The 22762-nt window shown below is 73.8% G+C and carries 23 protein-coding genes; 10 read left to right on the forward strand and 13 right to left on the reverse strand.

What is annotated here, in order from left to right; all coding sequences use genetic code 11:
* Window positions 1-72 precede the first annotated feature (72 nt).
* Window positions 73-636: a methylated-DNA--[protein]-cysteine S-methyltransferase gene (locus ACWGE1_RS03550; RefSeq protein ID WP_453418895.1), complete on the forward strand. Its 564-nt coding sequence runs from the start codon at window positions 73-75 to the stop codon at window positions 634-636.
* A gap of 258 nt (window positions 637-894) precedes the next feature.
* Window positions 895-2139, forward strand: a complete 1245-nt coding sequence (locus tag ACWGE1_RS03555) for an MFS transporter (protein WP_453418928.1) — start codon at window positions 895-897, stop codon at window positions 2137-2139.
* On the opposite strand, the gene ACWGE1_RS03560 is transcribed toward ACWGE1_RS03555, so the two are convergent.
* Complete coding sequence (locus tag ACWGE1_RS03560) at window positions 2129-2509, reverse strand: cupin domain-containing protein (protein ID WP_453418896.1); 381 nt, start codon at window positions 2507-2509, stop codon at window positions 2129-2131. The two genes, ACWGE1_RS03555 and ACWGE1_RS03560, sit on opposite strands and share 11 nt — an antisense overlap.
* Window positions 2510-2605: 96 nt before the next feature.
* Window positions 2606-3376: a class I SAM-dependent methyltransferase gene (locus tag ACWGE1_RS03565; protein ID WP_453418897.1), complete on the reverse strand. Its 771-nt coding sequence runs from the start codon at window positions 3374-3376 to the stop codon at window positions 2606-2608.
* Window positions 3377-3458: 82 nt separating this feature from the next.
* On the opposite strand from ACWGE1_RS03565, the gene ACWGE1_RS03570 reads away from it, so the two are divergent.
* Both ACWGE1_RS03570 and ACWGE1_RS03575 read left to right on the forward strand, forming a co-directional pair.
* Window positions 3459-4403 carry a pseudouridine-5'-phosphate glycosidase gene (locus ACWGE1_RS03570; protein WP_453418898.1) on the forward strand — a complete coding sequence of 315 codons (945 nt, stop codon included), beginning with the start codon at window positions 3459-3461 and terminating at the stop codon, window positions 4401-4403.
* On the forward strand, window positions 4400-5302 hold the full coding sequence (locus ACWGE1_RS03575; RefSeq protein WP_453418899.1) for a carbohydrate kinase family protein: 903 nt from the start codon (window positions 4400-4402) through the stop codon (window positions 5300-5302). Before ACWGE1_RS03570 ends, ACWGE1_RS03575 begins: the two co-directional genes overlap by 4 nt.
* A 37-nt stretch (window positions 5303-5339) precedes the next feature.
* Here the strand turns inward: ACWGE1_RS03575 and ACWGE1_RS03580 are convergent, their stop codons facing one another.
* On the reverse strand, window positions 5340-5987 hold the full coding sequence (locus ACWGE1_RS03580; RefSeq protein ID WP_453418900.1) for a uridine kinase: 648 nt from the start codon (window positions 5985-5987) through the stop codon (window positions 5340-5342).
* Window positions 5988-6079: 92 nt separating this feature from the next.
* Between ACWGE1_RS03580 and ACWGE1_RS03585 the strand changes: the two genes are divergently transcribed.
* Complete coding sequence (locus tag ACWGE1_RS03585) at window positions 6080-7525, forward strand: WGR domain-containing protein (protein WP_453418901.1); 1446 nt, start codon at window positions 6080-6082, stop codon at window positions 7523-7525.
* Between the two features lie 38 nt (window positions 7526-7563).
* On the opposite strand, the gene ACWGE1_RS03590 is transcribed toward ACWGE1_RS03585, so the two are convergent.
* Window positions 7564-7902: a cupin domain-containing protein gene (locus tag ACWGE1_RS03590; protein ID WP_453418902.1), complete on the reverse strand. Its 339-nt coding sequence runs from the start codon at window positions 7900-7902 to the stop codon at window positions 7564-7566.
* Between the two features lie 184 nt (window positions 7903-8086).
* Between ACWGE1_RS03590 and ACWGE1_RS03595 the strand changes: the two genes are divergently transcribed.
* Window positions 8087-8755 (forward strand): DUF2293 domain-containing protein, encoded by a 669-nt coding sequence (locus ACWGE1_RS03595; protein ID WP_453418903.1) that lies wholly within the window; start codon window positions 8087-8089, stop codon window positions 8753-8755.
* Here ACWGE1_RS03595 and ACWGE1_RS03600 read toward each other — a convergent pair.
* Window positions 8752-9102, reverse strand: a complete 351-nt coding sequence (locus tag ACWGE1_RS03600; protein WP_453418904.1) for a hypothetical protein — start codon at window positions 9100-9102, stop codon at window positions 8752-8754. The genes ACWGE1_RS03595 and ACWGE1_RS03600 overlap by 4 nt on opposite strands.
* A gap of 337 nt (window positions 9103-9439) precedes the next feature.
* Here ACWGE1_RS03600 and ACWGE1_RS03605 point away from each other — a divergent pair, with 337 nt between their 5' ends.
* Window positions 9440-10507: a S1C family serine protease gene (locus tag ACWGE1_RS03605; RefSeq protein WP_453418905.1), complete on the forward strand. Its 1068-nt coding sequence runs from the start codon at window positions 9440-9442 to the stop codon at window positions 10505-10507.
* 120 nt (window positions 10508-10627) lie between these two features.
* On the opposite strand, the gene ACWGE1_RS03610 is transcribed toward ACWGE1_RS03605, so the two are convergent.
* Window positions 10628-11422 (reverse strand): chaplin, encoded by a 795-nt coding sequence (locus ACWGE1_RS03610; protein WP_453418906.1) that lies wholly within the window; start codon window positions 11420-11422, stop codon window positions 10628-10630.
* Between the two features lie 34 nt (window positions 11423-11456).
* Here ACWGE1_RS03610 and ACWGE1_RS03615 point away from each other — a divergent pair, with 34 nt between their 5' ends.
* Window positions 11457-12005: a hypothetical protein gene (locus tag ACWGE1_RS03615; RefSeq protein WP_453418907.1), complete on the forward strand. Its 549-nt coding sequence runs from the start codon at window positions 11457-11459 to the stop codon at window positions 12003-12005.
* Here ACWGE1_RS03615 and ACWGE1_RS03620 read toward each other — a convergent pair.
* The 3 genes from ACWGE1_RS03620 to ACWGE1_RS03630 all read right to left on the reverse strand — a co-directional run bounded on the left by ACWGE1_RS03620 (window position 11986) and on the right by ACWGE1_RS03630 (window position 17448).
* Window positions 11986-13191 (reverse strand): SWIM zinc finger family protein, encoded by a 1206-nt coding sequence (locus ACWGE1_RS03620; protein ID WP_453418908.1) that lies wholly within the window; start codon window positions 13189-13191, stop codon window positions 11986-11988. The genes ACWGE1_RS03615 and ACWGE1_RS03620 overlap by 20 nt on opposite strands.
* Window positions 13188-16016, reverse strand: a complete 2829-nt coding sequence (locus tag ACWGE1_RS03625) for a DEAD/DEAH box helicase (RefSeq protein ID WP_453418929.1) — start codon at window positions 16014-16016, stop codon at window positions 13188-13190. The genes ACWGE1_RS03620 and ACWGE1_RS03625 overlap by 4 nt, the downstream gene beginning before the upstream one ends.
* Before the next feature lie 97 nt (window positions 16017-16113).
* Window positions 16114-17448: a helix-turn-helix domain-containing protein gene (locus ACWGE1_RS03630; RefSeq protein WP_453418909.1), complete on the reverse strand. Its 1335-nt coding sequence runs from the start codon at window positions 17446-17448 to the stop codon at window positions 16114-16116.
* Window positions 17449-17619: 171 nt separating this feature from the next.
* On the opposite strand from ACWGE1_RS03630, the gene ACWGE1_RS03635 reads away from it, so the two are divergent.
* Together ACWGE1_RS03635 and ACWGE1_RS03640 are read left to right on the forward strand one after the other, a co-directional pair.
* Complete coding sequence (locus ACWGE1_RS03635; protein WP_453418910.1) at window positions 17620-18237, forward strand: hypothetical protein; 618 nt, start codon at window positions 17620-17622, stop codon at window positions 18235-18237.
* Between the two features lie 84 nt (window positions 18238-18321).
* A complete protein-coding gene (locus ACWGE1_RS03640) occupies window positions 18322-18582 on the forward strand; it encodes a DUF6343 family protein (protein WP_453418911.1) in 261 nt (86 codons plus the stop codon).
* Between the two features lie 22 nt (window positions 18583-18604).
* Here ACWGE1_RS03640 and ACWGE1_RS03645 read toward each other — a convergent pair whose 3' ends face one another.
* The 4 genes from ACWGE1_RS03645 to rpsA form a co-directional block, all read right to left on the reverse strand.
* Window positions 18605-19099, reverse strand: coding sequence for a tetratricopeptide repeat protein (locus ACWGE1_RS03645; RefSeq protein WP_453418912.1), 495 nt, complete (start codon window positions 19097-19099; stop codon window positions 18605-18607).
* A gap of 66 nt (window positions 19100-19165) precedes the next feature.
* Window positions 19166-19774, reverse strand: a complete 609-nt coding sequence (gene coaE / locus ACWGE1_RS03650) for a dephospho-CoA kinase (protein ID WP_453418913.1) — start codon at window positions 19772-19774, stop codon at window positions 19166-19168.
* Window positions 19775-19805: 31 nt separating this feature from the next.
* Window positions 19806-20744 carry a PAC2 family protein gene (locus ACWGE1_RS03655; protein WP_453418914.1) on the reverse strand — a complete coding sequence of 313 codons (939 nt, stop codon included), beginning with the start codon at window positions 20742-20744 and terminating at the stop codon, window positions 19806-19808.
* A 201-nt stretch (window positions 20745-20945) separates the two neighbouring features.
* A complete protein-coding gene (gene rpsA, locus ACWGE1_RS03660; RefSeq protein WP_030010959.1) occupies window positions 20946-22454 on the reverse strand; it encodes a 30S ribosomal protein S1 in 1509 nt (502 codons plus the stop codon).
* Between the last annotated feature and the right edge of the window lie 308 nt (window positions 22455-22762).

Raw genomic sequence — 22762 nt, forward strand, 5'->3', positions numbered from 1 at the left:
CCGGGCGCGGGCGGCGCCGCCCGCCCCGGCCGTTGTGCCCACGGTGTCGGCGGGGGGCCGTACCGTGGACGCGTGGACAGCACCGAGCGGCCCCGCGGGCCGCACCTCGAATGGACCGTCGTCGCCAGTGACATCGGTCCTCTGCTCCTGGCCGCGACCCCGGAAGGTCTGGTCAGGATCGAGTTCCATGCCGAGCCGGACCGGGTCGACAGGATGATCGGCCCGCTCGTCTCCCGGCTCGGCGCCGACGCCCGGCGTCCCGCGCCGGGCGGGGAAGTGCTGCTGGCCGAGCCGATACGGCAGCTCGCCGCCTACTTCGCGGGCTCGCTGCGCCGCTTCGAGCTGCCGCTGGACTGGCGCCTGAGCTCCGGCTTCAACCGGCAGGTGCTCCAGGAGCTGGACCGCTCCGTGCCGTACGGATCGGTCGTCGGCTACGGGGAGCTGGCCGCCCGCGTCGGACAGCCCGGGGCCGCCCAGGCCGTGGGCAACGCCATGGGATCGAACCCGCTGCCGCTGGTGGTGGCCTGCCACCGGGTGGTGGAGAACGACGGGGGCATCGGGGGATTCGGCGGCGGGGTGGAGACCAAGCGGCAGCTGCTCGCGCTGGAGGGCGTGCTTCCGCAGCCACTGTTCTGAGCGGCCCCCTGACCTGCGGACCTGGCCTCGGAACCGGCCGCACCCCGGCACGGTTCCGCCGGACGGTAAGGGCTGGCACACTGCGGCGGTGACTACTCCTGCCGCCGCACCCGGCCTCCCCGCGTTCCCCGCGCCCCGTGTCACGCACCTGCGAAGCAGGTGTACGCCGTGACCGCCTCGCCCGGCACCGACGGGGCCGCGCTTCCCCTGGGCGCGCCCGAGCTGGCCCGGCTGCAGCGGCGCACCTCCCGGGTCCTCATGGCCGGCCAGGTCCTCGGCGGCCTCGGCGTGCCCATCAGCATCGCCCTGGCTCCCGTACTCGCCACCGAGGTCAGCGGCACCGAGGCGCTGTCCGGCTTCGCCTCCACCGCCGCGGTGATCGGCACCGCCCTGGTCTCGCTGCCGCTCGCCGCGCTGATGACCGCGCGCGGCCGCCGCCCCGGGCTGGTCCTGGCCTACGGGATCGGCGCCGCCGGAGCGGGCCTGGTGGTCCTCGCCGCCACGATCAAGAGCTTCCCCCTGCTGCTGCTCGGCATGGCCGCCTTCGGCGCCGCCTCCTCGGCCAACCTGCAGGCCCGGTTCGCAGCCGCCGACCTCGCCGCCCCGGACCACCGCGCCCGGGCCATCTCCGTCGTCGTGTGGGCGTCGACCATCGGCGCGGTGCTCGGACCCAACCTGTCCGCGCCGGCCAGCCGCAGCTTCGCCGGCACCGCGATACCCGAGACGGCCGGCCCGTTCGTCTGGGCCGCCGCCGTCTTCCTGCTCACCGGCACGCTGATCGGCGTACTCCTGCGGCCCGACCCGCTGCTGACCGCCCGCTCACTCGCCGCCCCCGAGGAGCAGACCCGCGAAGGACGCTCGCTGCGGGCCGCAGTGGCCGCGGTGAAGGCCTCGCCGCGGGCCCGGCTCGCCCTCCTCACCGTCGCCGTTTCCCACACCACCATGGTCTCGATCATGGTGATGACCCCGATGGACCTGGACCACCACGGCGCCGGCCTGGAGCTCATCGGACTGGTGATCAGCGTTCACATCGCGGGCATGTTCGCCTTCTCCCCCGTGATGGGCTGGCTCGCGGACCGGCTCGGCCGGCTCTCCGTGATCGGCCTGGCCGCCGGGCTCCTGTCGGTCGCCGCGCTGCTCGCCGGGACGGCCGGGGGCAGCCACGGCCGGAGCGCGCTCGGCCTCTTCCTGCTCGGCCTCGGCTGGTCCGCCGGGATGGTGTCAGGCTCGGCCCTGCTGACGGACTCGGTGCCGCAGGCCGCACGGGCCGCCGTACAGGGCCTGAGCGATCTCACGATGAACGCGGCCGCGGGCGTGGGCGGAGCGGCCGCCGGGCTGATCATGTCCCGGGCGGGCTACGGCTGGCTGAACGCCGTCGGCGCCGCGCTGCTGCTGCCGATGGCGGCGCTGGCGCTGTTCACGGCGCGGCGCCACCCCGTGCCGCCCGCGACCGCTCCCGCCGCGGCCCCCGCCCCCGCTCCCGCGAAGGGCGTCAGTAGCTGATGTGGTAGGCCTTGCGCAGCGTCTCGTGCACGGTCCAGGTCGTCCGGTCGCCCTCGCGCAGCACGCACGCGGAGCCGGGGCCGACCTCCAGCGTCGCGCCGCCCTCGACCTCGACGGTGGCGCGGCCGCTGACCACCACGAAGAGCTCGTCGGCCTCGACGTCGGTGACCACGCCCGGGGTGATCTGCCAGATCCCGCGCACCTGCTTGCCGTCCGCCGACTCCCACAGCACCTTGCCCGTCACGACGGGGTCGCCGGAGACGATCTGCCCGGGGTCGAGGTCATCGGCCTCCAGCTCGACGTCCGCGACGGAGACGGAGAAGGAGGCGGGTGCGGGGGCCGGGGCGGCGGAGTGATCACTGGTGCTCATGGCGCGCCAGCCTAGTGCGGCCCGCCCTGCGGCGCGGTGACCACAGCGTCCAGGAACCGCCCCCCGAACGGGGCACCCTGTCCAGCGCCCGCCCCGTCACGGCGCGGCCGGCCGCCTGGCGGCGAGCACCGGCTGGTGGAAGCCGGTGTCCGCGGGTGCGTGCCAGAGCGGGTCGGCGTACCCGGCCCGCCGGGCGTACCCGGCCGTCTCCTCCTCGGGCAGCGCCCAGTAGGTGGCGCTGGAGGTCCGCGTGGTCCAGGTGTCGCCGGTCGGCAGGAGCTGGAACAGCTCCACGTCGTACCGCTCCCCGTCGGCGTGCCAGTGCCACAGCTGGAAGGTCACGGTCCGCCCTTCGGGGCCCGTGCGGACGTGCGGGGGCTCGCTCTGCGGGCGGGCGCGGCGCAGGTCCCCGTACGGGCGCGTGGAGAGCAGCAGCAGCCCGCCGGGCCGCAGCACCCGCAGGGTTTCGGCCAGGGCCGTGCCCACGTCCCGGGCGGTCAGCAGGTGCGGAAGTGCGTTGTCGGCGCAGACCACGGCGTCGAAGGAGGCGTCCGCGAAGGGCAGGGCCCGCATGTCGGCGACGGCGAGGGGCAGGGCGAGGCCGCGCCGGGCCGCCTCCCGGGCGGCGCGGGTGACGGAGGCGGGGCTGAGGTCGGTCCCGGTGACGCGGTGACCCAGCGCGGCGAGGCCCAGGGACTGGGTTCCGATGCCGCAGGCGTTGTCGAGCACGGTGTGCGGTCCCGGGCCCAGTGCGGCGGTGAGCAGGGCGTCGAGAGCCCGGCCCTGGCGGGCGGTGCTCGCGTCCCAGTCCGCGTAGATGAGGTCGTAGCGGTCGGCCAGCTCGTCGTAGAAGCGGCGCGTGTCCATGGGGGAACGCTACTCGGACAGGTTGGGACGGGTGTGGCGGGGGAGCGTTTGGAGGCGTCAATCCCGTGCCATGGATGGGGACATGTCACAGCACAGAGCAGATGCGTCCCTGACCGGTGGACCGGTCCTGTCGGCGGAGGTACGCGAGGCGATCGCCCGGGGGAAGCCCGTGGTGGCCCTGGAGTCGACGATCATCGCGCACGGGCTGCCCCGCCCCCGCAACCTGGCGGTGGGCCTCGAACTGGAGGACCTGGTCCGCTCGGAGGGCGCCGTTCCGGCGACGGTGGCGGTCCTCGACGGGGTGGCGTACGCGGGCCTGGACAAGGCGCAGCTGGAGCGGATCGCGGCCGGCGACGGCGTGCGCAAGCTCGGCCACCGGGATCTGGCGCCCGCGCTGGCGACGGGGGCGACCGGGGCGACGACGGTGTCCGCGACCGCCTTCCTCGCCGCCCGGGCGGACCTGCGGGTCTTCGCCACGGGCGGGCTGGGCGGCGTGCACCGGGAGTGGGCGCAGACGCAGGACGAGTCGGCGGACCTGTCGCTGCTGGCGCGGACCCGGATCACCGTGGTGTGCGCGGGGGTGAAGTCGATCCTGGACGTGCCGGGCACGCTGCAGCGGCTGGAGACGCTGGGGGTGGGCGTGCTCGGCTACGGGACCGACCGGTTCCCCGGCTTCTACCTGGCCGACTCCGGCGAACCGGTGGACTGGACCGTGCACCGGCCCGAGGAGGTCGCGGCGGTGATGGCCGCTCAGGACGTGCTGGGCGGGCCCGGATCGGCGCTGCTGGTGGCCAATCCCGTGGCGCGGGAGCAGCAGCTGGATCCGGAGCTGCACGACCGGGTGCTGGCGGAGGCGCTCGCCGAGTGCCGTGAGCGGGGGATCACGGGGCAGGCGGTCACGCCGTTCCTGCTGGGGTTCCTGGTACGGGCGACGGACGGGGCCTCGCTCGAGGCGAACCTGGCGGCGGTACGCGGCAACGTGCGGCTCGGAGCGCGGATCGCGGGGGCCTGGGCGGCCCGGGCATGACCGGGCCGGGGGCGTTGCTCGTCGTGGGGGACGTGGTGACGGACGTGGTGGCGATACATCCGGAACCGCTGGCTCCGGCCACCGACACGGCGGCCCGCATCCGGACCCTCCCGGGCGGTGCCGGGGCCAACGCGGCGTGCTGGGCGGCCCGTACGGGGACCGCGGAGGTACGTCTCCTGGCGCGGGTGGGGGCCGAATCGGCGCGCTGGCACGAGCGGGCGCTGGTGGACGCCGGAGTGCGGCCGCGGCTGGTGATCGACGCGCAGGAGCCGACCGGGACGGTGGTCGCGCTGGTCGCCAAGGACGCGGAGCGGACGTTCCTGACCGACAGCGGGGCCTCGCTGCGACTGTGCCCCGCCGACTGGGCCCCGTCCCTGCTGGACGGGGCGGCCCATCTCCACCTGTCCGGCTATCTGTTCTTCGCCGACAGCAGCCGGGAGCTGGCCGTGGTCGCGCTGCGGGCGGCCCGCACCCGCGGGGTGCCGGTGAGCGTGGATCCCGCCTCGGCCGGGTTCCTGGCGGGCGGCCTGGGTCCGCAGCGCTTCCTCGATGCCGTGAGGGGGGTGGACGTCCTGCTGCCCAACGAGGACGAGGCCCGGCTGCTGGCCGGGCTGCCGGAGCCGGCGGGGGTGGCCCGGGCGGCGGCGCAGCTCAGCCGGCGGGTGCCGCTGGTGGTGGTGACCCGGGGCGCGGCGGGAGCGCTGATCGCCGAACGCGGCCGGATCACCGCCGAGGTCGAGGCGGAGCCGGTCGAGGCGGTGGACTCAACGGGCGCCGGGGACGCCTTCACCGGGGGCTTCCTCGCGGCCCGGCTGGAGGGCGCCGACCCGGCGGAGGCCGCCCGCGCCGGGTGCCGGGCCGCGGCGCTGGCCGTCACGCGCCCGGGCGGCCGCCCGTAGCCCGTGCCCGCGGCCCGGCCCCCGCCGGACCCGGGGCTCATCGGCTCCGGATGCCCGTCCAGGCGGGGTGGCGGGGGTCGTCGGCCCGGACCACCGCGTCGGCGGCCGACGCCGGGTCGGTGTCGGCCTCGTAGCGCGCGAAGGCGGGCAGCGTCCAGGCTGCGGACGGGTCGGTGCGGCGGGCGAGCGCCCCCGCGGAGAGCCGGATGTGGACGCTGAGGTCGAAGGGGAACCAGTGGCCCAGCAGCAGCGGGCCGTGCACGAGCAGCACGCCGCCGGGCGGCAGTTCGGCGTACGGACTGCGGGTGGCCCGGTCGGTGACCGGGTCCCAGAGGTCCGGGAGCACCCGTCCGGTGCCGCCGGGGTCGGTCGGGCCGAACACCTCCCGCCAGAGCGCGGCCGTGTCGTACCAGCCGCCGAGGTACGAGTCCACGTCCTCGCGGCCGAACTCGAAGCGGAGGGAGGCGGGCCGCAGGAAGCCGTCGGCCGGCACCACCAGGGCCGGGCGTCCGCGCAGCCGCAGCGCTCCGGCGAGCTCACCGGCGAGCACGCCGGTCCCGGCGGCGGGGGCGCCGTCGATGCCCACGCGCTGCCAACCACCTTGCTCAGGGGCGTTGTCGGGGTCGTCGAGGTGACCGGCGAGCCGCTCGGCCATCCGCTGCCATGTGATCGCTTCCCACTGCACCGGCCCATTGTCAGTGGTGGGCCCTAGCGTTTTTCACGAGGGACCACCGGACGCAAGGAGCCGGCGGCCCCGCCTTTGGGGAGAGGTTTGTCATGGCTCGGGAGACGACGTATCTGGAGCTGTCGCAGGACGGCGGCGGGGCGCACAAGTTCTACGAGGTGACCGTGGACGGCACGGCCGTCTCCGTGCGGTACGGGCGGATCGGCGCGGACGGCCAGCTGCAGATCTCCTCCTTCCCGAGCATCGAGAAGGCCCGGGCGGCCGCCGCGAAGAAGATCGGGGAGAAGGTGCGCAAGGGTTACGCCCCGGCCGTGCAGGGGCAGCGCGCCGCCCGGGCGGTGACCCGCCGCCAGGTGACCTCGGCACCGTCGACAGCGCGTGCGGTGGCCCCGGTCCTGTGGCGCTTCCGTACCGGTTCGGCGGCCTTCGGCATCCATGTGGACGAGGACCGCTGCTGGGTGGGCAACCAGGCGGGCGACGTCTACAACCTGAGCCACGGCGGTGAGGTGCTGGCCCGGTATTCGCTGCCGGACGGGGTGAAGTGCCTGGTGGCGGACGATTTCTGGATATACGCGGGCTGCGACGACGGCACGGTGTACGACCTGTCGTCGAAGGTCCCCTTCGGGGCCTACGCGATCGCGGCGGACGTCGACATCTACTGGCTCGACATCCACGAGGGCGTGCTGAACGTCTCGGACGCGGGTGGCGGCCTGACCGTCATCGACCACGAGGACGAGCACCAGTGGTCGCGGAAGTCGGCCGGCAGCGGCGCCTGGATGGTCCGGGCGGACGAGCGGGCGGTCTTCCACGGGCACAGCGGCGGTGTCACGGCGTACGCGTCGGACGGCAGCGGGCAGTTGTGGCACACCAAAACCCCCGGCGGGGTGCTGTTCGGCTGGCAGGAGGAGCACGCGGTGTACGCGGGCACGGTGCGCAACACCGTGCAGCGGCTGTCGAAGGTGACGGGGGCGGTGGAGGCGTCCTACTCGTGCGACGCGGCGGTGTACTCGTGCGCGACCTCGCCCGACGGACGGCACGTCTTCGCCGGTGACTCCTCCTCCTCGGTCTACTGCTTCGACGCCGACGGACGGCGGCTGTGGAAGCTGGGGACGGGCGGCGGGTCGGCGCTCTCCATGCAGTACCTGGACGGGCGGCTGTACCTGGTCACCACGGACGGGTCGCTGGTCTGCGTGGATGCGACCGAGCAGGCGATCGCAGCGGCCCAGCAGGGCTCCGTGCCCGCGCCGGTGGACGTCAAGTCGGCGGCGGCACTGCCCGTGTTCACCCCGGCCGCTTCGGCCTCGGCGGTGGCGACGGTCTCGGTGTCCGCGGCCCCGGCGGGCGCCGTGGTCGTGGAGTGCGTCCAGCAGGGCGGCCGGATGCGGGTGCAGGTGGTGTCGGGCGGCTTCGACCCCGCCTGGAACGTGCAGTTCCCGCGCGGGATACGGGAGGCCGGCGCCCGGTACGTGGTGGACGGGCTGCACGCGGCCTCGGGCGGCTTCTACCGGGTCCGCGGGGAGATACGCCGACTGGTGTGAGGCTGCCCCGTTGCAGAACCTGCCCGGCCCGGCCGGGTTCAGGGCAGGTGGTGCGGGGTGTGGTGCGTGCAGACCGCCGGGGCGGCACCGGCCGGAGCCGGCGTGGGTATCGAGAAGGGTGTCCCTTCCGGGAGCGCGGGGGTCACATGGAGCACCACCGGTTCGGTACCGAGGTTGTGGCCGAGGTGGATGTGTCCGATGCCCGCGGGTTCCACGAAGGTGGTGCCGACCGGATGCACCTCGACGGTGCGGTCGTGCAGGACCCGCGTGAGGGTCCCGGCCAGGACGACCGCTTCCAGCCGGACCCGGTGGAAGTGCCAGCCGGTGCAGCCGCCCGGGGGGATGACTATCTCCCGGCCAGCCGGGAGCGTGGCCACGCACGTCCTGCCCGGCCGCGCCGTCATCGTCCGCCGCCCACCCATGTGTCCTCCTCGACGGGACCACCTGCGGTCCACCGCCCCACCGTAAAAGGGCTGCGGGGCATCCAGGAACAGTCGCCGAAACATCAACATGCCTTCTTCACCAGGTGATATGAGGGTCATACAGCGGTATCACACCTTCATGAGCCTGGTGGTTTTTGAGTCGTTGAAGCAGATCCACTGCGCCGACTGCCGGCAGGGCCCGCTCCGGCACCTCGTGCGCGAGTCCGGCGTACCGCGCTGTCTGGACTGTACGGATCTCGGCCATCTCGTCTATCTCCCGCGGGGGGACGCGGCGCTCACCCGCCGCTCCCGCGAGGCCAGTTCGCTCTGCGCCGTCGTCGTCCGCTTCAACAAGCGCCGCCACCGTTACGAGCGCCTGGGGCTCCTCGTCGAGGAGGCCGCCCTGGCCCGCGCGGAGCGGGCCTGCCTCGCGGACTCCGAGGCGCGGGCGCGCCGCCGGGAGCGCGACCGGCGGCGCCGCGCCGCCGAGGACGTCCGGTTCACGGCGGCGTTCGCCGCCGAGATAGTGCGGCTGTTCCCCGGGTGTCCGGCCGACCGGGCCGTGGCGATCGCCACGCACGCCTCGGTGCGCGGCAGCGGCCGGGTGGGTCGCACCGCGGCCGGCCGCGCCCTCGACGAACTGGCGGTCTCGGTCGCGGTACGGGCGGCGGTGCGGCACACGGACACCGAGTACGACGCCCTGCTGATGGCGGGAGTCCCCCGGTTCGCGGCCCGCGCCCGGCTGGCCCCGCGGATCGACGCCATCCTGGACGCGTGGCGCACGCCGCCCCGGCGCGGGAACTCCTAGGCCGTGTCCTGCTCCATGTGCAGTGCCCCGGAGATCTGCGCCCCGCCGAGCCGCACGGGTCCCCGTGCGTGGCAGTCCGTCATCCGCAGGACACCCTCGACCCGCTCGTTCGCCGAAGTGAGGCCCGGCAGGACGGACCCGCTCAGGTCGAGCTCGCGGAACTGGGCGCCGTACAGGTCGGGGACCTCGTCGAACCGGCAGTGACTCAGCCGGACGGCGACGCCGATCGCGGCGTGCCTCAGGTCCAGCACGCCGGTGATGCGCGCTCCCGCAAGGGTGAGCGCGGCGATCTCGCCCTCCTCCTGCGGCGCCTCGACCAGCAGCCTGCGCAGCACGGTCGCCCGCACGGTCCGCCCGGGCCCCCGTCGTCGCCGGGCGGCACGTCCTCGTCCCCCGCGGCGCGGAAGTCCAGGGACTCGCCGCGCGGATAGGCCCGCCACACACGCGCCTCGGCAGGGGAAAGATCGTTGATCTCGTTCAGGCAAGGACTTTGACCTTCGGTGTTTGCCCTGTCAACCAATCCTTTGCGTGCGCCTGCGGCTCCGCCGCAGGCGGACGAGCCGTCGCCAGGACACTTGGGGGACGCGGGGCTACGGTGAAACGAGAGGCGATGGGCGGGTGGGCCGGCGCCGGAAAGAGATCTGCGACAGGAGGACGACCGGCCTGCCCCGAAGGAGGTCCTCGGTGAGTGCGCACGTCAGTCTTTTCACTGCGTCGGCCCTTCTGATCTCGATGTGCGGGGCCACGGGGGCAACGGCGGACGAACCCCCTCCGGGAAACCGGGAGCAGGCCAAGGCGGCTGTTGTCCAGGTGACGGGCAACGCGGCGTCCGGTACCGGTTTCGTCTACGACGCCGGCCGGGGTCTGATCGCCACCAGCGCGTACGTCATCGCGGGGGAAAGCGGTCTGCAGGTGATCCCGCCGGGCAAGCCCCCGGTTTCCGCCCAACTGCTGGGAAGCGATCAGTGTCAGGACCTGGCCGTGCTCAAGGTCAGTCCTCCGCCGGCGGGCCTGAAGAACCTGCCGATCGGGGACAGCGATCTGTTGTTCAACGGCGACGTCGTCCTTTCCCTCGGCTACCCGGAGTCGGGGCGGGCGGAAGCGACCGCGGTCATCGTCTCCGGTGCGGCGTTCGAGCCCGTCGCAGACGTCGAGCACCTGTCGTCCCCCAACTACCCCTCCCTGATCCACCATTCCGTGGTGACCAAGCCCGGAGCCATCGGAGGGCCGGTCCTCAATCAGGACGGCGAAATGGTCGGGGTCAACACGGGGTCGACGGTCGAAGAGAATTCGACGGGCGAAACCCGCAACATGGCACAGGCCATCAGCGGCAACCACGCGCAGTCCGTGCTGGCCGATCTGGCTGCCGGATCGACGAAGAACGACCCCGGATGGTGGCTCGGCGCGGTGTCGGATCCCGGCCTCGCCACACAGTCCGGGACCAGCGGGATCGACAAGGGCTCCATGCAGAAGGTGCAGAAGCGCCTTCAGGACGCAGGCACTGAAGGCCTGTTCGTCCTCGACGTCCGCAACGACTCCCGGGCCGCGAAGGCCAAGGTCCAGCAGGGCGCTGTGATCACCACGGTGAACGGGGAGCCCGTGTCCACGTTCCCCGAGCTGTGCGAGATCCTCGAACCCGCGGCACCCGGCACCAAGCTGAAGGTCCAGGGGGTCCATTCAGGACTCGGCAGGGACGGTGGCCACAAGTTCGGTGAGGCGTGGACGGCCGACGTGGTGCTGGCGGGCTCGTAGCGCGAGGGAGCCCGGCCGGCCCGGTGCTCCGGGCCGCCCCGGCCCACACTCTGCCCCGCCCGTCCGACCCGGACGAGCCCGTGTGGGCCGTGATCCCGTGGCCGCGCGGGCCCCGGTGACTCAGTTGAGGCGGAAGCGACGGTAGAGGAGAACCCCGCCGAGCAGGAGTGCGCCGCCGCCGGGCAGGAGGTAACCGAGACCGTCGGAGCCGGTGTGGGCGAGCGCCTCGCTGTGCCTCGGCGGGGCGGGCTGGGCGGGCGGTGCGGGCTGGGCCGCCGGGGGCCGGGGCGGGGTCACCGGCCGTTCGGCGACGGGCGGCTGGACGGGCTTGCCGCCCGTGGGCTTCTCGCCGTTGACGGACGTGTTGCCGTGCGAGGAGTTCCCCACGCCGACCACGCTCACCGCATTGCCGCTGATGTTCAGCGGCAGGTCGACGGGAAGCTGGAGCCCGTTGCCGGACAGCACTCCCGGAGAATCCTTTCCGCGCGCCTCGGCGACGGCCCCGCCACTGTTTCCGGATCCTGGTTTCGCAGGATGCGCGGCCCGTGATCCGCCGTCTCCGCCGCCTCCCGGCGTCTCGTTGGCACAGCGGTTCCCGGCGGCCGAGTTGAGCACACCCACGACGCTCACGGTGTTCCCGCACGCGTTCACCGGCACGTGCACCGGCAGTTGAACGAGATTTCCGGACAACAGCCCCGGCGAGCGCTCGGCCCTGCCGTCCGCGTCCGCGTCGGCGTGGGCGAGTCCGCCCACACCCGCGACCGCCAGTCCGCCTCCCGCAACCAGCGCCGCGATCAAGCCATTCCGACGACTGTGACGCATCAGATTCCCTGCCTTCCGGAGGAGTTCGCGGGTCATGTCCCCGCACCGGAAACAACGCTCCGACCCCATTCGGGTTATAGAGGCGGTAGGCATTTCACTCAATCGTGTACTGGGTACTGGCTACTTCATGACCGATCGACCGCTGCTCCTCCTCGACGTGGACGGACCCCTCAACCCCTTCCGGTCTCCCCTCGCCGGCCTGCGCGGATACCGGAGCCACCGGATGTGGCCGGACGTCTGGCTCTCCTACCGCGACCCGGAGTCCCGCCGCGCCCGGCGCGGCGCCCGGGTGCGCCTGCACCCCACCCACGGCGCCCGGCTGCTGGCCCTGCCCTTCGAGCTCGCCTGGGCCACCGCCTGGACGCACCAGGCCAACACGATGATCTCCCCGCACATCGGGCTGCCGGGCGACCTGACCGTCGTCGAGTGGCCCGAACTCTTCGCCGACGACCCCGACGGACTCTCGTGGAAGACCCGCCACCTGCGCGACTGGGCGGCGGGCCGGCCCTTCGCCTGGGTCGACGACATGATCACCCCGCGCGACCGCGCCTGGGTCGCGGCCCACCACCCGGCCCCGGCGCTCCTCCTGCGCATCCACCCCCGCCACGGTCTGCGGGACCGCGACTTCGCCACCCTGACCCGCTGGGCGGCCGGGCTCAGCGCAGCAGAGCGGTGACCGGGTCCGCGGAGGGGCGGCCCGTGGGCCACCAGTCCTCGTCGTCCGGGCGCGACTCGTAGGCGTACCAGAGGGCGTCACGGCCGAGCCGGAGCTGGCGGGTGCGGTCCGTCAGACGGTTGCGGTCGGGACGGAAGACACCCAGGCCTGCGGTGAGCAGGACCGGGCGGGCCCGGTCGAAGGGACCCGCCGGAGGATCCCAGGGCTCTTCGAGCGCGGCGAGTGCCGCACGGCCGCCCTGGCGCCAGGCCGCCGCGGCCCGGGCGAGGTCGGTGCTGCTGCGCCCGGTGGCGCGGGCCAGGTCCCGGTAGAGGGCGCGGGCCGTACCCGTCAGTCCTGCCGTGGGGTGCGCGGAGGCCAGCCGGACGGCGTCCTGCCACAGGGTCAGCCCGGCGATCGGATCCTCTCCGGTGGTGAGGAGTGCGAGGGCGCGGGCGGCCGCGTCGGAGGCGAGCTGGTCCAGGGCCAGCGGGTCCGGCGCCGCCGGGTCGGCCGGGTAGGCGGGCGGAAGGCCCACGACGGCGGGTGCGGGGAGCGGCGCGGGCAGCAGCGGCAGGCTGGTGCGGGCGAGCGCCGCCCGGGCCGGGACACCGGGGAAACCGGGCGCGGCATCCGGCTGTTCGCGCGCGGCGTGGGCGGCGTTGCGGCGGGTCAGCTCGTCGAGGAGCTCCCGCTCCCCCCGGCCGCGCAGGAGCAGCAGCACGAAGGGGTCCTCGTCCAGGAGGCGGGCCGCCCGGTAGCAGAGGGCCGCCGCGTGCTTGCACGGCGGACGCCCGAAGTCCGGGCAGGAGCAGTGCGGGACGAGCTCGCCCGCACCCGGCAGGACGCTCTCCGCGAGCGACTGCGGAACCTCCCGCTCCAGCAGCGCGGCGAGCGCCGCGGGGTCGGCCGCGACCGCTTCCAGGAGCTCGTTCCACTCCTGGTCCGCGAAGGCGGGCAGGGTGAGCTCGGTGCGGTACGGGCGGGGCCGGCTGCCCCGGACGTACGCCACGATCCGGCCGGGGGTGACGGTCACCGCGTCGACGTGCCCGCCCTCGGCGTACGCACGCCCCCGGGCCAGGCGGGCCGGGTCGCGGGCGACCTCCTCCAGCGCCGACACCCAGGCCCGGCCCCACCAGCTCACCGCCGCCACCCCGGCGGGCACGGTCTCGAAGGTGCGGCGGCGGTCGTCCCGCGCGGTGATCATCCGGGCCTCCGCAGCGAGACGAGGTCGGCCAGCTCGCGGTCGGTCAGCTCGGTCAGCGCCGATTCGCCGGAGCCGAGGACGGCGTCCGCCAGGGCCCGCTTCGCCTCCAGCATCTCGGCGATCCGGTCCTCGACGGTGCCCTCGGCGATGATCCGGTGCACCTGCACGGGCTGGGTCTGGCCGATGCGGTAGGCGCGGTCGGTGGCCTGTTCCTCGACGGCCGGGTTCCACCAGCGGTCGAAGTGGATGACGTGCCCGGCGCGGGTGAGGTTCAGCCCGGTGCCGGCCGCTTTCAGGGACAGCAGGAAGACGGGCACCTCACCCGCCTGGAAACGGTCGACGAGCTCCTCGCGGCGCGGCACCGGGGTCCCGCCGTGCAGCAGCTGCGAGGCGATCCCCCGGTCCGACAGGTGCCGTTCGACGATGCGGGCCATCGTCACGTACTGGGTGAACACCAGCACCGAGCCGCCCTCGGCCAGGATCGTGTCCAGCAGCTCGTCCAGCAGGGCGATCTTGCCCGAGCGGTGCGGGATCCGGGGCTGCTCCTCCTTCAGGTACTGCGCGGGGTGGTTGCAGATCTGCTTGAGCGAGGCCAGCAACTTCATGATCATGCCGCGCCGTTCCATGCCCTCGCTCGACTCGATCACGGCCATCGCCTCGTCCACCGCGGCCTGGTAGAGCGAAGCCTGCTCCCGGGTGAGGGAGACGGGGTGGTCGGTCTCCGTCTTCGGCGGCAGTTCGGGCGCGATACCGGGGTCGGACTTCTTGCGGCGCAGCAGGAACGGCCGGACGAGCGCGGACAGCCGGGCGACCGCCGCCTCATTGCCCCCGTCCTCTTCCTGCTGGTGCTCCACCGGGCGGGCGTGGCGGGCCCGGAAGGCGGTGAGCGGGCCCAGCAGCCCCGGCGTGGTCCAGTCGAGCAGCGCCCACAGCTCGGAGAGGTTGTTCTCCACCGGGGTACCGGTCAGCGCCACCCGGGCCGGCGCCGGAATCGTGCGCAGCGCCTTCGCCGTCGCCGAGTGCGGGTTCTTGACGTGCTGCGCCTCGTCGGCCACGACCAGGCCCCAGCGCTGTTCGGCGAGCAGGGGAGCGCTGGCGCGCATCGTCCCGTACGTGGTGAGGACGAACCCGCCCGCGCAGGAGGTGAGGTCCTCGATGCTGCGGCTGCCGCCGTGGAAGCGGCGCACGGGCGTGCCGGGGGCGAACTTCTCGATCTCCCGCTGCCAGTTGCCGAGGAGGGACGCGGGACACACCACGAGCGTCGGCTCCGGCCGGTTGCGGTGCAGGTGCAGCGCGATGAGCGTCACGGTCTTGCCCAGACCCATGTCGTCGGCGAGGCAGCCGCCGAGACCGAGGGAAGTCATCAGGTCCAGCCAGGCCAGACCGCGCGCCTGGTAGTCGCGCAGGGTGGCGTTGAGGGCGGCGGGCTGCGGCAGCGGGGTCTGCTCCCCCGTCAGCCGGTCCCGCAGGGCGGCCAGCGCCCCCACCGGCACCGCCTCGACGGACTCGCCCTCGATCTCGGCCGTCCCCGACAGTACGGTGGCCAGCGCGTCCACCGGGTCCAGCACGCCCAGCTCCCGCTTGCGCGCCTTGCGCACGAGCTCCGGATCGACCCGCACCCACTGGTCCCGCAGCCGGACGACGGGCCGGTGCGCCCGGGCCAGCGCGTCCATCTCCCCCGGCGTGAGCCGGTCGCCGCCCAGCGCCAGCTCCCAGGAGAAGGCGAAGAGGTGCTCGGCGTCGAAGAAGGCGGTCCCGTCGGTCGCGGAACCGGGCGCGGTGGAGCGTACGACGGCGGTCGCGGAGAGCGTACGAGCCAGCTCGCGCGGCCAGTGGACCAGCACCCCGGCGGCCGCCAGCCGGCTCGCGGCCACTCCCAGCAGGTCCTCCAGCTCCGGGTCGGACAGCGCGAGGGCGTCGGGCACGGGCTGGTCCAGCAGGCGCAGCAGGGGCGGCCAGACCCGCGCGGCCCGGCGCAGCGCGAGCACGGCGTCGATCCGGGCGCGCGGGCCGAAGCCGGCTGCCGCCGTGCCCGCCCACAGCTGCCCGGCATCGGTGACCAGGGTCGGGTCGGCGAGGCTGTGCACCTGGACGACGGCGGCCCCGGCGCGCCGGGTGTCGGCTCCCTCGGCCTCGTCGAAGAGGCGGAAGGAGGACAGGTCGAGCCTCAGCGACACCCCGACGCCGGTGTCGGACCCGGCCGCGACCTGAGCGGCCCAGTCCTGTATCCCGGGCACCTGCTGCGGCTCCCGCGCGGCGAACGGCCGCCCGGCGGCCACGGCCGCGGCCGGGGTGCGGGGCAGGCTGTCGGCGACGGCGTCGAGGAACGCCCGGACCAGTGCTTCCGGTTCGGGCAGCTGGAGCGGGCGGCGTCCGGCCAGGGGTGTCGCGTACCCCTCGTGCGGCAGCGCGGCGGCGACCGCGCGGAGATGGTCGATGTCGGCGGCTTCGAGCGGCCCGGCACGCCAGGCGTCGACGCCCTCGGGGGTGAGCCCGGGCAGGAGCCGGCCACGGGCGGCCAGGGTGAGCGCCTGCCGGGCGGCGGTGCCCCAGGCACGGGTGGCGGGATGCGCGGCGGGGCTGCGGGGTGCCTGCGAGAGCAGCGGCAGGGCGGAGGAGACGGAGAGGGTCACCGCGGGCACGGTCCGGCTGCGGACGCCGTCGCCGTGCGGGCGCACGACGGTGAGCGGCCCCGGCCTGCCCGCCTCGGGCAGGGCGTCGCCGTCGGGAGCCCAGAAGGCGATCCGCCCCTCGCGGGGGACGGCGGCGGGCAGGAAGACCGCGGCGTGGCGCAGCAGCGCGGTGGGCTGCGACTGCGGTGTCATGGTGTCCCCCTCCCCGTCGGTGTCCCTGAACATCTGCCGGTCCCCTCTGCCGACGAGTCTAGGCGCGACCACCGACAACGCCCTCTGACCTGCGGTTTCAGCGGGCCCAGCGACCCTGTTCCAGTGCGTATCCGTACACGGGCCGCCCGGTGGCGGCGCTCGTGCGCAGCGGCCGTCCGTTGTCGTCGATGCGGAGGGTGCCCGATCCGGACGGGCCGGTCCACCGCAGGTCGAGGGACCAGTCGCAGTCGCATCCCGTGGTGGCCGCCTCCACCCGCAGGACGACGGGCTCGGCCGCCGAGACGCGCAGGGGGAAGGCGGGGGCGGGCAGCGTGTTCCCGCCGTCGTTCCCGGCGACCGGCCGGGCCAGCGGGCGCGGCGCGTCCAGGTTGACGGCGAAGACGGCAGGGGTCAGCCCGCCGCCGCAGCCCTGCGACATCTGGTAGACGTTCCAGGCCGGGGGCTTGCGCCGCGCGGCCACCCGCACTTCCAGGTCCTCCAGGACCACGGCCCCCGTGCCCGTGCCGTGCAGGGTGACCTCCACGATCTGCGAGCCGGCGTGCACGGCGCGCTGCGCCGAGGCCCAGGCGGGCGCGTCCGCCTCCACGGGCGGCGGGGGCACCGACGCGGGAGCCCGCTCGGCCAGGTAGGCGTGGTCGCAGCCCGCGGTCCACACGTGCGTCCGCACCGCCGCCTTGAGGGGCGTGACCGGGGCCCGGCCCGGGGCCGGCGCCGACGGCGGCGCGGAGGACGGGACGGCGGGAGGGACGGTCCCCGGAGCCGCCGACCCGGTCGACCCGCTGGGCCCGGTCGACCCGGTCGGCGGCGTCGGTTCGGGTGCACCCGGCACGGCCGGTGCGGACGCGGCGGGCGGCGTCGCACCCGTACCCGTGCTCCCGCCCGAGCGCGGTGTGCGGGGCTCGGGACCGGCCGCCGCCAGCAGCACGACGGCCACCGCCCCGGCCGTCACCCCCGCGGCGGCGACCACGGCCGCCCGCCGCCGGTACCGGGCCCCCCGGACCGCCGACGTCGGCTCCGGCTCCGGCTCCGGCGCCACCACGACGGTCGGCTCAGGACCGGGCGCAGCCCGCGGCTCCAGGTCAGCCTCCGGCCCCGGCTCCAGGTCAGGCTCCGGCTCCAGGTCGGCCTGCGGCTGCGGCTGCGGCTGCGGCTGCGTCACGACGCCGGTGCGCCGCCGCGCGTCCGCCAGCAGCCACGCCCGGTGCAGGTCCACCGCTTCCCCCTGCGACGCCCCACAGGCCCGGGCGAAGCGGTCCACCACCGCGAACTCCGCCGGCAGCGCCTCCCCGTTGCAGTACCGGTGCAGCGTCGACGTGCTCGTGTGCAGTCGGCGCGCCAGGGCGCCGTAACTGAGCCCGGCACGCTCCTTCAGCTCCCGCATCAGTCGTGCGAAATGCTCGGCCTCGCTCACGCTCTCCCCCGTTCCCGTCCCGCGACGGCGTTCCATGCATGAGGTGTTCCCCCAGGTGACGGCGCATACGGCCGTTCCGGCGTCCCGGATTCGCCGCAATCCGTCGCCCGCCGCGCCGTCCGGGGAACAGGCTCGTCAGGCACACCACGGCACTCACGGGGAGAACCGACCATGTTCCGACGCACCGACACCGCCGCCACGCTCGCCACCGCACTCGTCGCGGCGGCCGCCGCCCTCGTCCTGACCGCCTCCACCTCCGCCGCGGCCGCCACGCCGCCCGGTTTCCTGGGCGGCGCCGACCTTCCGCCGCACCCCACCTCGCCCTGGTACGCCGGCGCGGTCACCAAGGGGCTGCCCGCGTCCGCACCGTTCTGCCTGGAGGACGTGCTCCCGGCCGCGGGCAGCTGGCACCGCGCCTTCGGCACCGAGTACGACACCGGCGCCGTGCAGGTCTCCGTACGGTCCGCCTCACCCTCCGCGGCCGCCAAGCTCGTCGGCACCCTGGAGCGCAAGGTCGCCGCCTGCGCCGCCGACTGGCTGCGGACCACCCCGGGCGGCACCGCCTCCTGGCAGGACTACGGCACGCTCCCCGTCGAGGAGGGCGCTCACGTCTACGGGGTCCACACCTCGGTCCCCGACTCCGAGCCCGGCGTGCACCTGTACGGAATCGGGCGCGACGGCTCCACCGTCACCGTCGTGCAGTGGGGCGAGATGGGCAACCTGTCCCACGCCCCGGTCGCCGAATTCAGGAAGACGACCACCAGGGCCGTGAACAAGCTCAACCCGTAGCCGCCGCGCGCGGCCCGGCCCGGCCCCGGCCCGTCGCCGACAGGGGCCGCCGGAGTGGGAGCATGGACGGGAGAGGCGATGTCCATGCGTTCCGGGAATGAGCCGGTGACCGCGCGCAGTCCGCTGCGGCTGCGGTTCTGGCTGGGTGTCTGGGGGCTGGTCTGGGCCGCCGTCGGCACGGCGGTGTTCTCGCTGGCGGGCCGTCCCGGATGGGCGGCCGCCTGCGGGGCGCTGGCGGTGGTCGTGGCCGTGGACCTGATCATGATCGTGCGCCACATCCACCAGGGGCCGCACTACCAGCCCGGCCCGGACATCCCTCCGTACGAACCGCCCCACGGCCGGTGAGGCCCGGGCGGTCGGCCACGGATCAGGCCGGGCCCCCTGCGCAGGGCCCGCCGGGGACCGAGCCCCCTCCGGACGGGTCCCCTCCTGCCTGGTCCCCTCCTGCCTGGCCCTCTCCTGCCCGGCCCCCTCCGGCCGGACCGCCCTCGAAGCGGGCCGCGGCCAGGTAATCGGGCTGCGGGTCGAGGGCCGCGGCGAGGCGGAAGTGCTTGCGCGCCTGCTCGGGCCGGCCCGCGCGCTCGTGCGTACGGGCCAGCGCGAAGTGGGCGAACGCGTTGTCCGGCTCCCGCTCCAGCACCAGCTCGAACTCCAGCTCCGCCGGTCGCAGTTGCGCCGCGGCGAAGAAGGCCCGGGCGCGCAGCAGCCGCGCCGCCGTGTTCTCCGGGTGCGCGGCTATGACCGAGTCGAGCAGCTTGACCGCGCCGCGCGGGTCACGGGCGGCGAGCAGACGCTCGGCGGCCCGGTAGTCGATGACGTGGGTTTCCGGGCTGGACGGCGTGGGGCGCGTGGTCTCGGACACGGTCGAAATCCTTCCCTCTACGGGCGCGTTCAACGCCCCCGCCCGACCCGCTATTCCATGCACACGTCAGACTGCCCCGCCCGCCGCCCGCTCCGTGAGCTCTTCCCACACCTTGCGCACCTGCGGTTCCAGTGCCTCCAGCGGCCCGTCGTTGTCGATCACGAGGGTCGCCACCGCGAGGCGCTGTTCCCGCGTGGCCTGGGCGGCCATCCGGGCGCGCGCCTCCTCCTCGGCCATCCCGCGCAGCGCGGTCAGCCGCGCCAGCTGCGTCCGCGGCGCGGCGTCCACCACGACGACCAGGTCGTAGAGCGGCGCCAGGCCGTTCTCCGCGAGGAGCGGTACGTCGTGCACCACGATCGCGTCGGCCCCCGCCGCGGCCTCCAGCTCGGCCGACCGGGCCCCGACCAGGGGATGCACGATCGCGTTGAGCGTCTGGAGCTTCGCCGGGTCCGCGAACACGATGGACCCCAGCCTGGGCCGGTCCAGCGTCCCCTCGGCGGTCAGCACCGATTCCCCGAAGGCCGCCACGACGGCCGCGAGCCCCGGCGTACCGGGCTCCACGACCTCGCGCGCGATCCGATCGGCGTCGACGACGATCGCCCCGTACCCCGCCAGCAGTCGCGAGACCTCGCTCTTGCCGGCACCGATTCCGCCCGTCAGGCCTACTTTCAGCATGCCCCGCAGCATAGGGGGCGCCGCCCGTACGTCAGTTCTCGCCCTCGCGTTCCGCCAGGAACCTCTCGAACTCACGGCCGAGCTCGTCCGCCGACGGCAGCTCCGCCGGCTCGGCGATCATGTTGCCCCGGGTCTCGGCCCCGGCGGCCGCGTCGTACTGGTGCTCCAGCCCCTGCACCAGGCTGACCAGCTCCTCGTCGCCCTCCCGGATCTGCCGGTCGATCTCCGTCTGCGTGCGGTGCGCCTCGGTGCGCAGCGCGTGCGCGACGGCCGGCAGCACCAGCCCGGTCGCCGCGGTGATCGCCTCCAGCACCGTCAGCGCGGCGTCCGGGTACGGGGAGCGCGCGACGTAGTGCGGTACGTGCGCGGCCACACCCAGCACGTCGTGCCCGGCCTGGGCCAGGCGGAACTCCACCAGGGACTCCGCACTGCCCGGGACCTGCGCCTCGTCGAAGGGGCTGCGGTGGCCGGGCATGAGGTCGGTCCGGTTGCCGTGCGGGGTGATGCCCACGGGACGGGTGTGCGGGACGCCCATCGGGATGCCGTGGAAGTTGACCGAGAGCCGGACGCCGAGGCGCTCGACGATCTGCCGGACGGCGACGGAGAAGCGCTCCCACTCCACGTCCGGCTCCGGGCCGGACAGCAGCAGGAAGGGGGCTCCGGTGGCGTCCTGGACGAGCCGGACCTCCAGCCGGGGCTCCTCGAACTCCGTCCAGTGGTCGCGCTGGAACGTCAGCAGGGGTCGGCGGGCCCGGTAGTCCACCAGCCGGTCCGCGTCGAACCGGGCGACCACCTGGTGGGGCAGGGCGTCCAGCAGCCGCTCGACGATCTGCTCCCCGGCCTCACCCGCGTCGATGTACCCCTCGAAGTGGTACAGCATGACCAGCCCGGCCGAGTCCTGGGCGACTGCCAGGTCGGCCACCGCCAGGCCCTTGGCGTCCCATTCGTACAAACCCTGTGGATCAAGCACCGCCACCACTCCTCCTCGCCTCGTTCCCTGCCAAGAACGTCCAAGGCGGCGCCGCCATTCCCCAGTTGGCCGTATTCACAGGAACGCAACGGATCAAGGGGGGACCGGGGAACGCGGTGAGGCCCGCCCCCCGAAGGGGACGGGCCTCACCGTTCAACTCGATTCAGCTCTGCTCACACCGGAGTGTGATGCGCGCTGCGATCAGCTCTGGCCGCCGGCCAGCTTCTCGCGGAGCGCGGCCAGGGCCTCGTCCGACGCCAGGGCGCCGGAGGTCTCGTCCGACTCCGAGGAGTACGAACCACCCGAGATGCCCGCACCGGCGTTGCCACCGGCGGCCGGGGCGGCAGCGCCCTCGGCAGCAGCGGCCTCGTCGGCCTCGCGGCTCTTGATGACCTGAGCCTGGTGCTGCTCGAAGCGCTGCTGCGCCTCGGCGTACTGGGTCTCCCAGGCCTCGCGCTGCTTGTCGAAGCCCTCGAGCCAGTCGTTGGTCTCGGGGTCGAAGCCCTCGGGGTAGATGTAGTTGCCCTGGTCGTCGTACGACGCGGCCATGCCGTACAGGGTCGGGTCGAACTCGACCGACGCCGGGTCGGCACCGAAGGACTCGTTGGCCTGCTTCAGCGACAGCGAGATCCGGCGACGCTCAAGGTCGATGTCGATGACCTTGACGAAGATCTCGTCGTTGACCTGGACGACCTGCTCCGGGATCTCCACGTGGCGCTCGGCCAGCTCGGAGATGTGGACCAGACCCTCGATGCCCTCGTCCACGCGGACGAACGCACCGAACGGAACCAGCTTGGTGACCTTACCCGGGACGACCTGGCCGATCTGGTGGGTCCGGGCGAACTGCTGCCACGGGTCCTCCTGCGTCGCCTTCAGCGACAGGGAGACACGCTCGCGGTCCATGTCGACGTCGAGAACCTCGACGGTGACCTCCTGGCCGACCTCGACAACCTCGGACGGGTGGTCGATGTGCTTCCAGGACAGCTCGGAGACGTGGACGAGACCGTCGACGCCACCCAGGTCCACGAAGGCACCGAAGTTGACGATCGAGGAAACGACGCCGGAGCGGACCTGACCCTTCTGCAGGGTGGTGAGGAACGTCTGGCGAACCTCGGACTGGGTCTGCTCCAGCCAGGCGCGGCGGGACAGGACCACGTTGTTGCGGTTCTTGTCCAGCTCGATGATCTTCGCCTCGAGCTCCTTGCCCACGTAGGGCTGGAGGTCGCGGACACGACGCATCTCGACGAGAGAGGCCGGCAGGAAGCCGCGGAGGCCGATGTCGAGGATGAGACCACCCTTGACGACCTCGATGACGGTACCGGTGACGATGCCGTCTTCTTCCTTGATCTTCTCGATCGTGCCCCAGGCACGCTCGTACTGAGCGCGCTTCTTGGACAGGATCAGACGGCCTTCCTTGTCCTCCTTCTGGAGAACCAGGGCCTCGATCTCGTCGCCGACCTTGACGACCTCGTTCGGGTCGACGTCGTGCTTGATCGAGAGCTCACGGCTCGGGATCACGCCTTCGGTCTTGTAACCGATGTCGAGCAGGACCTCGTCCCGGTCGACCTTCACGATGACGCCGTCGACGATGTCGCCGTCGTTGAAGTACTTGATCGTCTCGTCGATCGCGGCGAGGAAGGCTTCCTCGTTACCGATGTCGTTGACCGCTACCTGCGGAGTGGTAGAGGTGGTCTCGGTGCTGCTCGTCATGTGGGAAAGGGCTCCGGTTACGGACAGAAAGTCGTAGGTACTGCTACGCCGGGAGCCCTTATCGGCATCTGCCGAAGAAGCCGGACAGCCAAGGAGACCCCCTTCCGCGAAGAGCGGCGGGGCCTCGAAAACCGAGGGGACATCAACAGATGCAAGCGCAGCCTGCTAGGTCTGAGGAGCACAGGCTCGCAGCGCAACTTGTAGCATACGGGGGCAGCCGGACAGGGTCAATGCGCGAAGGCGCACACCCCGGGCGGATCACCGCACAACCGGCACAATTCATGGGCGGGAAGCCCTTCCTGGCGCTT

The organism is Streptomyces sp. NPDC054932 (assembly GCF_053610205.1).

What these genes read in the sequence shown, in the direction of transcription:
- ACWGE1_RS03595 (WP_453418903.1), top strand. Translation starts at nt 8,087, where the DNA reads ATGAGCCTGGTGGTTTTTGAGTCGTTGAAGCAGATCCACTGCGCCGAC.
- ACWGE1_RS03625 (WP_453418929.1), bottom strand. Translation starts at nt 16,016, where the DNA reads ATGACACCGCAGTCGCAGCCCACCGCGCTGCTGCGCCACGCCGCGGTC.
- ACWGE1_RS03585 (WP_453418901.1), top strand. Translation starts at nt 6,080, where the DNA reads ATGGCTCGGGAGACGACGTATCTGGAGCTGTCGCAGGACGGCGGCGGG.
- ACWGE1_RS03575 (WP_453418899.1), top strand. Translation starts at nt 4,400, where the DNA reads ATGACCGGGCCGGGGGCGTTGCTCGTCGTGGGGGACGTGGTGACGGAC.
- ACWGE1_RS03615 (WP_453418907.1), top strand. Translation starts at nt 11,457, where the DNA reads ATGACCGATCGACCGCTGCTCCTCCTCGACGTGGACGGACCCCTCAAC.
- rpsA (WP_030010959.1), bottom strand. Translation starts at nt 22,454, where the DNA reads ATGACGAGCAGCACCGAGACCACCTCTACCACTCCGCAGGTAGCGGTC.
- ACWGE1_RS03610 (WP_453418906.1), bottom strand. Translation starts at nt 11,422, where the DNA reads ATGCCTACCGCCTCTATAACCCGAATGGGGTCGGAGCGTTGTTTCCGG.
- ACWGE1_RS03555 (WP_453418928.1), top strand. Translation starts at nt 895, where the DNA reads ATGGCCGGCCAGGTCCTCGGCGGCCTCGGCGTGCCCATCAGCATCGCC.
- ACWGE1_RS03560 (WP_453418896.1), bottom strand. Translation starts at nt 2,509, where the DNA reads ATGAGCACCAGTGATCACTCCGCCGCCCCGGCCCCCGCACCCGCCTCC.
- ACWGE1_RS03635 (WP_453418910.1), top strand. Translation starts at nt 17,620, where the DNA reads ATGTTCCGACGCACCGACACCGCCGCCACGCTCGCCACCGCACTCGTC.
- ACWGE1_RS03570 (WP_453418898.1), top strand. Translation starts at nt 3,459, where the DNA reads ATGTCACAGCACAGAGCAGATGCGTCCCTGACCGGTGGACCGGTCCTG.
- coaE (WP_453418913.1), bottom strand. Translation starts at nt 19,774, where the DNA reads ATGCTGAAAGTAGGCCTGACGGGCGGAATCGGTGCCGGCAAGAGCGAG.
- ACWGE1_RS03565 (WP_453418897.1), bottom strand. Translation starts at nt 3,376, where the DNA reads ATGGACACGCGCCGCTTCTACGACGAGCTGGCCGACCGCTACGACCTC.
- ACWGE1_RS03620 (WP_453418908.1), bottom strand. Translation starts at nt 13,191, where the DNA reads ATGATCACCGCGCGGGACGACCGCCGCCGCACCTTCGAGACCGTGCCC.
- ACWGE1_RS03640 (WP_453418911.1), top strand. Translation starts at nt 18,322, where the DNA reads ATGCGTTCCGGGAATGAGCCGGTGACCGCGCGCAGTCCGCTGCGGCTG.